The organism is Polaribacter atrinae, from assembly GCF_038023995.1.
GTDB classification, from domain to species: Bacteria; Bacteroidota; Bacteroidia; order Flavobacteriales; family Flavobacteriaceae; genus Polaribacter; species Polaribacter atrinae.
The window spans coordinates 144982-156626 of record NZ_CP150660.1 but is presented as its reverse complement, the minus strand read 5'-3'; the positions used below and the strand labels follow the sequence as shown (position 1 = coordinate 156626).

Below are 11645 nucleotides of genomic sequence, written 5' to 3'. Positions count from 1 at the left end.
TTTAATAATAGACAATTCAAAAAAACGTTTAGAAATTTCTAAACGTTTTTTTTGTTAATCTCAATTATTAATTAAAACCAAGCAGTCAGTCTGTTTAAGAATTGGATTTATAAATATCAATATTTATTATTTTCTTTCTTTACACATAATCTCATTTAAAATAGTCTGGCTTACTATACTTATCAAGATTAAGTCGTTTATTACAATGCTGCACACCTACTGAAGTAAAAGCCATCATTTAACGAATTAATAATACTCATTTATTAAAAAATAAGCATAAAAAAACCATTTAGATGTAATTCTAAACGGTTTAAATATTATATAAAAATGATTAAATTTTATTCAAAACTTGTATTCATTTTTAAATATTCTAAAAATTCTCTTTTAGTTTCCTTTTCTTTAAACTTACCACCAAACTCTGCAGTAACAGTAGAACTTTCTATATCTTTAATACCTCTAGAATTAACACATAAATGTTTTGCATCAATAACACAAGCAACATCTTGTACTCCTAGAGCTTCTTGCATTGCTTGTACAACTTGCATAGTTAAACGTTCTTGTACTTGAGGTCTCTTAGAGAAATACTCTACAATTCGATTCATTTTAGAAAGTCCGATTACTTTTCCATCAGAAATATATGCGACATGCGCTCTACCAATAATAGGTAATAAATGATGCTCGCAAGTAGAATATACAACGATATTTCTTTCAACTAACATTTCACCATAATTGTAATTGTTGTCAAACGTAGAAGCTTTTGGCATATTTTTAGGATTTAACCCCATAAAAAGCTCATTAACAAAAGATTTAGCAACTCTTTTAGGAGTTCCTTGTAAACTATCGTCTGTTAAATCCAAACCTAAAGTGGTTAAAATATCCTTTACACTTTCTTGAATTCTTTCAATTTTTTCTTCATCAGTAATATCAAAAGCATCTGCTCTTAATGGAGTTTTGGCTGATGTACCAACGTGATTCTCTCCTATTTCTTCAATTCTTTCGTCATTCATTTTGCTGCTAAATTCAAACATTTCATTCTTATTATAGTGCAAATTTACGTGTTTGCAACGTATTATTTTAGTTTACGAATCAATAAAAATTATAAAACTATAATTTTGCTTTTAATAATGCTACTAACTCCGATAAATTACAATCTGTTTGTTCTCCAGAAACCATATTCTTTAATGTAAAAACATCGTTATCTACTTTAGAAACTACAAATTCTATCTCTCTAGAATTAACATACTTCCATTGTCGTTTTTGCGCTTTATTACTTTCTGCTAAATCAGGATAAAATTCACTTTTTATAGAATTTTCTCTTAAAACTTTAATCGCTTTCATTTTTAAAACATCAGTATCAGACTCAAAATTCAAGAAAATAACCTTTGGTTTTGGTAGATCTACTGCTTTAAACAAACCTAATTCTTCTAAAACTAGATAAATTCTGTCTAATCCGAAAGAAATTCCAACTCCAGAAACATCCTTTAAACCAAAGATCCCTGTTAAATCATCATATCTTCCACCACCACCAATAGAACCCATTTTTACACCTTTTGGCGCAGCAACTTCAAAAATTGCTCCTGTGTAATAATTTAATCCTCTTGCTAAAGTTACATCTACTTCTAATGTTGCTGTTTCTAAACCTAATTCTTCAACAGCATTAATTACAAAACGTAACTCTTCTACTCCATTTGTTCCTTCTTCAGAAGTTGATAACATGCTTTCTAATGAAGCTAATTTATCTAAATTAGACCCAGAAAAATCGAATAAAGGTTGTACTTTTTCTATAGCGTCTTCTGTAATTCCTTTAGATAGCATTTCTTTAACAACACCTTCTTTACCAATTTTATCTAACTTATCTAAAGCTACCGTAAAATCGATTAATTTGTCTTGCGCACCAATAACCTCTGCAATACCAGAAAGTATTTTCCTATTATTAATTTTAATATTCGTTCCTGCTAAACCAAGTTTACTAAAAACGGTATCATATAATTGTACAAATTCTACTTCTTGCCATAAAGATTTACTGCCAACAACATCTGCATCACACTGAAAAAACTCTCTAAAACGTCCTTTTTGTGGCCTATCTGCTCTCCAAACAGGTTGAACTTGATAGCGTTTAAAAGGAAACGTAATATCATTTTGATGTTGTACTACGTAACGAGCAAAAGGTACTGTTAAATCATAACGCAACGCTTTCTCTGAAATTTGAGAAGTTACCTTTAAACTATTTTTTTCTGATAAAAGGGTTTCATCAGCCTTCTTTAAAAAGTCTCCAGAATTTAAAATCTTAAAAATCAAACGATCTCCTTCTTCACCATATTTCCCCATTAAGGTTGATGAATTTTCAAAACTTGGTGTTTCTATAGGCTGAAATCCGAATGTTTCAAAAGCAGTTTTAATCGTATTCATTATATACGTTCTATTCGCTACTTCTGTTGGCGAAAAATCTCTGGTTCCTTTTGGTATGCTTGGTTTCATATAAATCAGTTATCAATGTTCATTTATCACTTATCAATAAACCAGATTACTGATAATTGTTAAATGATAATTGCTTTTAGCGTGCACAAATATCGTGAAAAACTTAGAAATGTTATAAAATTGAATCGATTTTATTTCGGAATCTTAAAGCATAAATAGCAGCATTTAACTCAAACCCTAACAATAAGATAATTGCATTTAGCCAAACAAATAACATCAATATTAAAAGGGTACCAATAGAACCATATAATTGATTGTATTGGGCAAATTTAACCACATAAATACCGAATAAATAAAACGTACACAAAGATACAACTGTAGTTAAAATTGCACCTGCAGAAAAGAATTTTGTTTCTTTACCTTGCTTTGTTCCGTATCTAAAAAGTAAAGATACAATTGTGAATATCATCACTAAGAAAACGACATTTTTACCTAAAAGAAACAGATCTAAATCACCCGTATCTAACCAACCTGTTTCATCTATTTTAGACAATGCTACTTGATATAGGATAAGCGTAGTAATAGTTACAATTAAAAATAAAGACATTAATAAAGAAACTCCTAAAGAAATAAAATAAGCTCTAAAAACATTTCTAACATCGGTTATATGGTATGAATGTTCAAAACCTCCAAAAATAGCGTTTACGCCATTTGTCATTAAAAAGATAGACAATAAAAAACCGAAAGAAAGCAAGCCTCCATACTGATTATTAATGATATCTTTTAACACAACATCTACAGCATCGAATGTTTGTGGTGGTAAAATTTCTTTAATAAATGAAAACAATCCTTCTTGAAATCCTTCTATAGGAATGTATGGAATTAAGGTTAAAATAAATAATAAAAAAGGAAAAACAGCCATAAAAAAACTGAATGCAATTCCGCCTGCTCTCGTTGTTAAAGCTCCTTTTAAAATACCAATAATATACATCTCTATTACGTCGTACAAAGACATCCCTTCTAAACCCGGAATTTTTATTTTCTTTCCAAATATTACCAAGAGATTAATAATTGGTATTTTCTCTAATTTGTCTTCTATTTCTTTACTCATTAATTTAATTTCAAAGGGCAAAGTTAAAGTAAGTGCCTTTGTGATTTTATTCTTCTGATAAAACTTAGTAACATTCGGCCTACACCTATTGATAATTTACTCAACAATAATTTTATATTCAGTTAAAAGACCTAAAATATTCTCTTTACTATACTTCCCTCCTTTTAAACGATTCTTTTCTGGATTGATGTTAAAATTAAATGATGTTCTAAAATCTGATTTTTCTAAATTAGACTCACCAAAAATTGCGCCTTTAAAGTCACAATTATCAAAAATAGCATTTATTAAAATAGTTTCTGTAAAATCTACTTCTTGCAAATTACAATTACTAAATTTTGTCTTCGGAATTTTTAATTGATAAAAAGATGAAAAACTTAATTGACATTCTTTAAAATTAAATTGTAATAAAAATGAATCACATTCATTAAATTTTACACCAATCATTTTACAATTGATAAAATCAACCTCTTTAAAAGCCGTGTTATTTACAATTGCATTGCTAAAATTACAATCTATAAACTCACATTCTACAAACTGAATATTGGATGCATGAACATTCTCAAAATTACAATCTGTAAATGTGCAATTGTCATATTCACCTTTTTCAATCTTTCTTTTTGTAAAATCTATTTTCGTATATTCTTCACTATCAAAATAAGTATCTGTCATATAAACTTAATCTTGCTTTGTTAATTTATAGTTTAATTCACTTTCAATTTTATTTCCATCAATATCTAACATTTCAATATAATTGTCGCCAATTTTATATTTAAAAGGACTCTCTACCAACTCTAAAATTACTTTTCCGTTTTCAACGGAATAATTTCCTGTTTTCGTAAAAACAGTATCATCTCCTTTTCCTCTATACGTACTTTCTAGCACAAAAGTTCCATCAGAATTTAAAGACATTTTATTATCGATCCCTACACAGTCTGCACAAGGAAATTCTCCTATATAAACACCCGATACATCTTGTGGTTCGTTATTTTTACAAGCAGACAGAAGGATACAAACTACTGCTATAAATTTTATAATATGTTTCATTTTATATTTTATTTTAAACCTCTTGCTTCTAACATTGGTGCTGCTTTAGGATCTCTCCCTGCAAATGTTTTATACATTTCTGCATAATCCATTGTGTTTCCTTTAGATAAAACTTGCTCACGGAATTTCTGTCCATTTTCACGCGTTAACAAACCATTATCTTTAAACCAATCATAGGCATCATGACTCAACATTTCTGTCCATAAATACGAATAATAACCTGCTGCATAACCACCACTAAAAATGTGTGCAAAATAAGTTGAACGATATCTTGGTGGAATTTCATCAAGATTTAATTTCATACTTTTTAATGCTTCTGCTTCAAAACTTGCTACATCTTCAATTTTATCATTTGCAGAAATTGTGTGCCATTTCATATCTAAACTAGAAGAACATAAGTTTTCTATCATAGAATACCCTTGATTAAAAGTACCAGCATCTTTTATTTTTTGTAATAATTCAGCAGGAATCACTTCTCCTGTTTTATAATGTACTGCATAGTTCTTTAAGATTTCTGGATGCGTAGACCAGTTTTCATTAAACTGAGACGGAAACTCTACAAAATCTCTTGCCGTACTTGTCCCTGAAATAGAAGCATATTTTTGGTTTCCGAAAAAACCATGTAACGCATGTCCAAACTCATGAAACATGGTTTCTACTTCATCAAAACTGATTAATGCAGGTTCTCCTTCTGCTGGTTTTGGCGAATTACATACATTATATATTACGGGCTTTTGGTTGCGTAATTTAGATTGTTTTACAAAATTACTCATCCACGCACCACCACGTTTACTATCTCTTGCAAAGTAATCTCCAAAAAATAAACCTAATTTACTTCCATCTTCTTCAAAAAGTTCATACACCACAACATCTGGATGATAGGTTGGTATATCTGTACGTTTTTTAAATGTGATTCCGTATAATTTTGTAGCAGCGTAAAAAACTCCTTTTTCTAAAACGTTTGTCATTTCAAAATAAGGTTTTACATCATCTTCGTTTAAGTTATACTTAGATTTACGCACTTTTTCTGCGTAATGATTCCAATCATAAGCAGCTAATTTAAAGTCCTTACCTTCTTTATTAATTTCTGTTTGAATTTCTTTTATTTCAGAAGCTGCTTTTTCTAAAGAACCCGGAATTAAGTTTTTAAACATATTAAAAACTTTGTCTGGTGTTGCTGCCATTGTGCCTTGTAAACTCCAACTAGCATAAGTATCAAAACCTAAAATTTGTGCTTTTTGAGCTCTTAATAAAGCCATTTTTAAAACAAGATCACTTGTATCATATTCACCTGCATCTGTTCTGTGAATCGACTTTTCGAATAACTTTTTTCTAACGTCTCTATTCTCTAATGTTTGCAAAGAAGGTTGTTGCGTTGTGTTTATTAACTGAATTTCATAAGTACCATCTTTTTCTATAGACGCTATTTTTTCATCAGACAAACCCTTTAAATCCTCTTTATTAGTAACTACAATTCCACCTTTTTTACTCGCGTCTAATAATTTCTTTCCGAAATCATTTGATAAACTCGCTATTTCAGAATTAATTTCTTTTAACTTCTCTTTTTTTTCTTCGGATAAATTTGCACCTGCTTTAGAAAAGTTTTTAAAATACTCACCAACCAAATGATTAGATTCTGCATCTAAATTTACTTCAGATAGATTCTCATAAACCGATTTTACTTTTGCAAACAATTGTGTATTTAGCAAAATATCATCAGAGTGCTTAGAAAACTTTGGCGCTAATTCTTTTTGATTTTCTTTAATCGTATCATTTGTATGCGCACCAGCCAATCCATAAAAAACAGCTGTTACTGCATCTAACTTTTTGCTACTTTCTTCTAAAGCTAAAATGGTATTTTCAAAAGTTGGAGCATCAGTATTCTGAGTGATTTTTTCAATAGCTTCATTTTGCAATTTCATCCCTTCTAAAATAGCTGGTAAAAAATGTTTTGCTTTAATTTTAGTAAAATCTGGTGTACCATATTCTAACGTACTTTTTACTAATAAAGGATTTTTAGAGATATCCATATTGTTTTCTTTATTTGCTTCTTTAGTATCACAACTTGCTACAAAAGCTAGAGTTGCTATTAAAATGTATTTTTTCATGTATAAATTATTTCATTATTTTTAGTGACAAAATTAAAAGTAGCTCAAAGCTTCAAAATTAGCCTCTGTACTTTAATCTTTTATTTATTTTATACTCTAAATAGCTTTTAAACTTAAATCTAAATTGTAAACGGAGTGTGTTAATGCTCCGGAAGAAATAAAATCTACACCACATTCTGCATATTTTCTAATCGTTTCTTCGTTAATTCCTCCAGAAGATTCTGTTAAGCAAGTATCACCAATTAAAGCAACTGCTTTTTTAGTATCTTCATAATTAAAGTTGTCAATTAGAATTCTATAAACACCTTCGTTAGACAAAATTTCTTTAATCTCTTCTAAACTTCTTGCTTCTACAATAATTTTAATATCAAGATTCTTTTCTGCTAAATATTTTTTTGTTTTGGTAATTGCTGCTGTAATTCCGCCAGCAAAATCTATATGATTGTCTTTAATCATTACCATGTCATATAGAGCAAAACGATGATTTTCTCCTCCACCTATTTTTACAGCCCATTTTTCTATAGCTCTAATTCCTGGTGTTGTTTTCCTTGTATCTAATACTTTGGTTTTTGTTCCTTTCAATAAATTTGCAAAAAACGCAGTTTTTGTTGCAATTGCAGACATTCTTTGCATTGCATTTAACACCAAACGTTCTGCCATTAATATAGACTGAGATTTACCGGAAACATGAAAAACAATGTCTCCATACTTTACCGATTCGCCATCATTTATAAACGTTTCTACCTGTAAATCCTTATCAACATAAGAGAAAACTTGTTTTGCAAATTCTATTCCAGCTATAATTCCATCTTCTTTTACCAACAATTTTGCTTTTCCTTCTGCATCTGCAGGAATACAAGAAAGTGACGTATGATCTCCATCTCCTACATCTTCTCTAATAGCATTTTTTATAATTAAATCTAACTCGTTCTGAAATTGTTCTTTTGATATCATAATTATTGAATTCTGATGTAAAAATAACCAATGATTTTCAACTTTTTGTTACTTCTGTTGAATTTATGTTTTAAAACAGATAAATTTGTACCGACAATAATTGTCTCCTCGAGTGCAGTCGAGAGGTTTTTATAAGGTCTCGACTGCGCTCGACCTGACAAGAATTATGAAAATTAAATTACTAGCCATTGGTAAAACTGACAACAAAAACTTGATTCAGTTAATTGATGAATATCAAAATAGATTAAAACACTACATAAAGTTTGAATTAGAGATTATTCCCGACATTAAAAACGTGAAGAATTTAAGCGAAATTCAACAAAAAGAAAAAGAAGGAGAATTGATTTTATCTAAACTACAAAACACAGATCAATTAGTGTTGTTCGATGATAAAGGTAAACACTATACTTCTATAGAGTTTTCTAAGTACTTACAAAAGAAAATGAATGCTGGTACAAAACAGTTAGTTTTGGTTATTGGCGGCCCTTATGGTTTTTCTGATGCGGTTTATAAAAAATCAATTGGAAAAATATCTCTTTCTAAAATGACGTTTTCTCACCAAATGATTCGTCTTTTTATTGTTGAACAATTATATAGAGGTTTTACAATTCTTAAGAATGAGCCTTACCATCATGAGTAATTAAGCTATTAAACTTCTTAAATGTATTATGTAAAAGGACCACTTCTAATATTAGTATTCCAATCATAAGAAACAAAGCTATAGGCGATAAAAATACCGTAACAAGTAGTATACCGTTTACAATCTTTATTATTCCTGTAACCTGAGCAATTGAGCCTATATTTTCTTTTAGTTTTAAAATACCTAGCCCCATAATTAATTCTCCAACTCCAAAAATCACCATAGAAATTACACTTAAAGCTATTTCTAAAGCACTAATAAAACCAGAACTTTTAGTAAAGAACATTATTATTGTCATTAACACACTTATTACAAAATATACGTATACAGCATTTAGTAATAAAATATTATTAAATTTTTGAGCTAGTAGTTTGTAACCATTAAGAAAAGGGATTATTAAAATAAAAAAAACAATTGCATACGGTATTTTAAAACTTAAAACACCTACTTTACTTACATTACTCGTTGCCAAATAAAGCAGAACTAAAATACCAACTAAATTAAGAATGGTATAAAAAACACCAAAAATCCAACTATTATTTAATGTTTTTAATTCTCCTTCTGTCCAATTGCTTTCAACACTTTCTTTTTTAGAAATAACATCAATCTTATTTAAATCTTCACCTAAAGCTTCTAAAATAATCTTAATGGTATAACTTCTAGGGTTTACCTCACCTGCTTCAATTCTTTGTATTGTTCTAACATTAATATTGCATTGTTCAACTAACTCTTCTTGAGTTAAGCCTTTTCCTTTTCGTAATTCAAAAATTCTTTTTCCTAGTTCAGGTTGCTTCATCGTATGTATATTTTTATTTACCATACAATGTTACTTTAGTTTTTTTATTTTGATAAACATATTCATAGATTTTAACCCGACATTTACACGACAAACCAATAATAACAATAGTTTTAACACTTTTTTTGTTTTTATAATTACAGTATGTTTTCTCTCTATTTTTTTAGTAAATTAAAAATAATATTCATAAAAAGGAAGAGGTTATTAGATTGATATAACTTATTTCTGGTAAACCAATTAAAAACGATAGAGAAGTATCTAAAAATACCTTTCTACTACTTTTTACCCCTAATGTAATCTTGTGGTGAATGCGATGTAATACTTTTAAAGGCGATAAAAAAAGGATTGTAAGACGCAAAACCCGTTTTATAGGCTAAAGACTCAAAGGTTTCTGAGTTTAAAAAACCACCTTCAATAAGTTTAAGAGCATCTTGTATTCTACTATTTTTTCTATATTCTGTAAAAGAAATTTTAGAATGATATTTAAACAAATACACAATATGACTTGTAGGTACTCCTAAAGTTTCTGCTATATCACTCTGTGAAACTTTTTGACCTCTAAAAATAAATTGTTCTGTACTTAACTTATCAACTTCTTGAATATAACTTACAATATTGGTTCTTATATTTTCTTGTAATCTATAATCTTGACTATCTTCTTTTATAGCAACTTCTATTACCCAATTATTACCTACAATGTCACTTACTGGAGCTAATTGCGCTTCCTCTTCAGGTGATACTTCATTAAATTTTAATAAGGTTTTATTAAGAATAGGAAGTCCGTATAAAATTTCTGGAGAGATTAAAATTTTAAAGAAAACGGATAACCAAAAAACCATTGAAAAAACAGCCATTGTTTTCCCAGAAACCTTACTCCCAGTTTTAAACTCTAAATACAAAGAAATAAAAACCATTAAACTGCAAAGTATGTTAATTATAAAAAAATAAATGGTCCAGTTTTTAACCAAATTAAAATGATCTTTATTTAAAAGTATGTTTTTTTCTGAACCAAACTTTATTCTTTAACAATCTAAATATTAAAACGATATAAAACAGCACAAAAATTGATATCAAATAAAAATTAGTCATGGTACCAAAATAAAATATAAAGCTATTTTGTAAAACTTCAACTGAATTGATTAGATATAGAAATATTATAAAAAAAAGATGTTTAAAATCTTTAGGGTTGTATGCTTTTTTCTGATCTACTAAATGTTTATAATATAAATATAAAGAAGGAGCAAGAATTAAAAATAATAAAGAATATAAACCGCTGTCCGGTTTTAAAATGGTTTGTAAACCTAAATCATAACTACCATGAAAAAAATAACGAAATGAAATTACACTTATAATTAAAACTAAAAAAAAATTACAAAATGGATTAGATCTATATGACCTAATCATTAAGGTAAGTGTAACAAGCCCAATAATGCCTGTAAATAAAAATAAAAAGGCTTCAATCAAACTATTTGGGGTATTTTAATTTATCAAACCTACAAAAAATTAACTAATATTCTTTTAATTTTATTACTGATTCATTAAAATTCTTACTGATTTCATTAAAATGACTAGTCTTTAAATTTTTAAATGAAGTTTACATTATTTATTTATTATAAGTTTGAGTTCGCATATGAAAAGAAGAAAAGTAAATAAACTTGTCAACGATATATATGTGTTTATTGAAAATAAAAAAGTGATTTTTATGAATTTGGGGGAATGATAAAATAGTTTCTTTTGATTTTTATGTAAGCACATGTTGACAAGTTTTTTATATTTACCAAAAAAAATCGTTACCTATAACTTTATTTTACACTTTTTACTAGAGCACTTCCAATTACGATAATACCTAAATTTAAATTTTTATTATTAATCAATTTCTATAGCAGGACTCTTTAAAATTTCACTGTTTAATTTCTTACATTTGCTAAAATGAAACAGATGAAATTAGTTTTCGCTACCAACAATTTAAACAAACTTGCTGAAGTTCAAGAAATGTTACCAGACTCAATACAATTATTGAGTTTAAAAGACATTAACTGTTTTGATGAAATAGAAGAAACAGAAACAACTTTAGAAGGAAACGCTAAATTAAAAGCAGATTATATTACCAAAAAATTTGGCTATAATTGTTTTGCTGATGATACAGGTTTAGAAGTAGAAAGTTTAGATGGAAAACCTGGAGTTTATTCTGCTCGTTTTGCAGGTGAACCCTCTAATTCTGAAAATAATATGCAAAAATTATTGGTAGATTTAAAATCTAAAAACAATAGAAAAGCACAATTTAGAACCGCAGTAGCTTTAAACTTAAATGACGAAAATTTTATTTTTGAAGGAATTTGCAAAGGAGACATTTTAGAAAAGAAACAGGGAGAAAAAGGTTTTGGATATGACCCCATCTTTAAACCACAAAGCTTTGAAAAATCTTTTGCAGCAATGACATCAGAAGAAAAAAACACCATTTCTCATAGAGGAATTGCTATTCAGAAATTAGTAAGGTTTTTATTAAAATACAAATATTAAATTAATACTCTAACGCCATACTATTTTTTAACTTGAAGATTTTAGCACTGCATT

General features: G+C 28.4%; 11 protein-coding genes. 2 read left to right on the top strand and 9 right to left on the bottom strand.

The features are described from left to right. Positions 1 to 338: 338 nt before the first annotated feature. The 7 genes from folE to nadC all read right to left on the bottom strand — a co-directional run bounded on the left by folE (position 339) and on the right by nadC (position 7635). On the bottom strand, positions 339 to 1007 hold the full coding sequence (folE, locus tag WG945_RS00615) for a GTP cyclohydrolase I FolE (RefSeq protein ID WP_231874634.1): 669 nt from the start codon (positions 1005 to 1007) through the stop codon (positions 339 to 341). Positions 1008 to 1104: 97 nt separating this feature from the next. After that, positions 1105 to 2478: a histidine--tRNA ligase gene (gene hisS, locus WG945_RS00610; RefSeq protein ID WP_068449655.1), complete on the bottom strand. Its 1374-nt coding sequence runs from the start codon at positions 2476 to 2478 to the stop codon at positions 1105 to 1107. Between the two features lie 112 nt (positions 2479 to 2590). Then, the gene (locus tag WG945_RS00605) at positions 2591 to 3529 is read right to left on the bottom strand and encodes a YihY/virulence factor BrkB family protein (protein WP_068449654.1); all 939 of its coding nucleotides are present in this window, start codon (positions 3527 to 3529) and stop codon (positions 2591 to 2593) included. A gap of 96 nt (positions 3530 to 3625) precedes the next feature. Further along, positions 3626 to 4198: a pentapeptide repeat-containing protein gene (locus WG945_RS00600; protein ID WP_068449653.1), complete on the bottom strand. Its 573-nt coding sequence runs from the start codon at positions 4196 to 4198 to the stop codon at positions 3626 to 3628. 6 nt (positions 4199 to 4204) lie between these two features. Continuing rightward, positions 4205 to 4573 carry a copper resistance protein NlpE gene (locus WG945_RS00595; protein WP_068449652.1) on the bottom strand — a complete coding sequence of 123 codons (369 nt, stop codon included), beginning with the start codon at positions 4571 to 4573 and terminating at the stop codon, positions 4205 to 4207. A gap of 8 nt (positions 4574 to 4581) precedes the next feature. Beyond that, on the bottom strand, positions 4582 to 6681 hold the full coding sequence (locus tag WG945_RS00590; protein ID WP_068449651.1) for a M3 family metallopeptidase: 2100 nt from the start codon (positions 6679 to 6681) through the stop codon (positions 4582 to 4584). A 96-nt stretch (positions 6682 to 6777) separates the two neighbouring features. Further along, positions 6778 to 7635, bottom strand: coding sequence for a carboxylating nicotinate-nucleotide diphosphorylase (nadC, locus tag WG945_RS00585; protein WP_068449650.1), 858 nt, complete (start codon positions 7633 to 7635; stop codon positions 6778 to 6780). A 166-nt stretch (positions 7636 to 7801) separates the two neighbouring features. Between nadC and rlmH the strand changes: the two genes are divergently transcribed. Then, positions 7802 to 8275, top strand: a complete 474-nt coding sequence (rlmH, locus tag WG945_RS00580) for a 23S rRNA (pseudouridine(1915)-N(3))-methyltransferase RlmH (RefSeq protein ID WP_068449649.1) — start codon at positions 7802 to 7804, stop codon at positions 8273 to 8275. On the opposite strand, the gene WG945_RS00575 is transcribed toward rlmH, so the two are convergent. Beyond that, complete coding sequence (locus WG945_RS00575; protein ID WP_068449648.1) at positions 8247 to 9071, bottom strand: helix-turn-helix domain-containing protein; 825 nt, start codon at positions 9069 to 9071, stop codon at positions 8247 to 8249. The genes rlmH and WG945_RS00575 overlap by 29 nt on opposite strands. Positions 9072 to 9346: 275 nt before the next feature. After that, positions 9347 to 9985: an AraC family transcriptional regulator gene (locus tag WG945_RS00570; RefSeq protein ID WP_340866771.1), complete on the bottom strand. Its 639-nt coding sequence runs from the start codon at positions 9983 to 9985 to the stop codon at positions 9347 to 9349. A 1024-nt stretch (positions 9986 to 11009) separates the two neighbouring features. Here WG945_RS00570 and WG945_RS00565 point away from each other — a divergent pair. Beyond that, a complete protein-coding gene (locus WG945_RS00565; protein ID WP_068449647.1) occupies positions 11010 to 11591 on the top strand; it encodes a non-canonical purine NTP diphosphatase in 582 nt (193 codons plus the stop codon). The last annotated feature ends 54 nt before the right edge of the window (positions 11592 to 11645 follow it).

What these genes read in the sequence shown, in the direction of transcription:
- folE (WP_231874634.1), bottom strand. Translation starts at nt 1,007, where the DNA reads ATGAATGACGAAAGAATTGAAGAAATAGGAGAGAATCACGTTGGTACA.
- hisS (WP_068449655.1), bottom strand. Translation starts at nt 2,478, where the DNA reads ATGAAACCAAGCATACCAAAAGGAACCAGAGATTTTTCGCCAACAGAA.
- WG945_RS00595 (WP_068449652.1), bottom strand. Translation starts at nt 4,573, where the DNA reads ATGAAACATATTATAAAATTTATAGCAGTAGTTTGTATCCTTCTGTCT.
- rlmH (WP_068449649.1), top strand. Translation starts at nt 7,802, where the DNA reads ATGAAAATTAAATTACTAGCCATTGGTAAAACTGACAACAAAAACTTG.
- WG945_RS00575 (WP_068449648.1), bottom strand. Translation starts at nt 9,071, where the DNA reads ATGAAGCAACCTGAACTAGGAAAAAGAATTTTTGAATTACGAAAAGGA.
- WG945_RS00565 (WP_068449647.1), top strand. Translation starts at nt 11,010, where the DNA reads ATGAAATTAGTTTTCGCTACCAACAATTTAAACAAACTTGCTGAAGTT.
- WG945_RS00600 (WP_068449653.1), bottom strand. Translation starts at nt 4,198, where the DNA reads ATGACAGATACTTATTTTGATAGTGAAGAATATACGAAAATAGATTTT.
- WG945_RS00590 (WP_068449651.1), bottom strand. Translation starts at nt 6,681, where the DNA reads ATGAAAAAATACATTTTAATAGCAACTCTAGCTTTTGTAGCAAGTTGT.
- nadC (WP_068449650.1), bottom strand. Translation starts at nt 7,635, where the DNA reads ATGATATCAAAAGAACAATTTCAGAACGAGTTAGATTTAATTATAAAA.
- WG945_RS00605 (WP_068449654.1), bottom strand. Translation starts at nt 3,529, where the DNA reads ATGAGTAAAGAAATAGAAGACAAATTAGAGAAAATACCAATTATTAAT.
- WG945_RS00570 (WP_340866771.1), bottom strand. Translation starts at nt 9,985, where the DNA reads ATGGTTTTTATTTCTTTGTATTTAGAGTTTAAAACTGGGAGTAAGGTT.